This is a genomic window from Pseudomonas sp. HY2-MNA-CIBAN-0224 (assembly GCF_040310285.1).
Classification (GTDB): domain Bacteria; phylum Pseudomonadota; class Gammaproteobacteria; order Pseudomonadales; family Pseudomonadaceae; genus Aquipseudomonas; species Aquipseudomonas helleri.
Window position 1 is genome coordinate 1 of the sequence record NZ_JBEOPQ010000990.1, and the last position, 203, is coordinate 203.

Sequence of the window (203 nt, forward strand, 5' to 3'; positions counted from 1 at the left end):
TACGTCGGCCAGCACTACACCTACGACGCCCGCGGCAACCTGCTTGAACGCCTCGACAACGGCAAAAAAGCCCGTTTAACCTGGGACCTCTACGACCGCCTGACCCGCTACGAAGACGACCGCCTCACCGCCGACTTCGCCTACGACGCACTGGGGCGAAGGGTAGCCAAATACTCCAAAGCCCACTGCCCGCCCAGCCCCGG

Annotated in this window: 1 protein-coding gene; it reads left to right on the forward strand. The window is 64.0% G+C overall.

The annotated features are described in order from the left end of the window. The coding region (locus tag AAEZ03_RS29200; RefSeq protein ID WP_350583512.1) for a hypothetical protein at positions 1-203 on the forward strand (203 nt) is incomplete at both ends.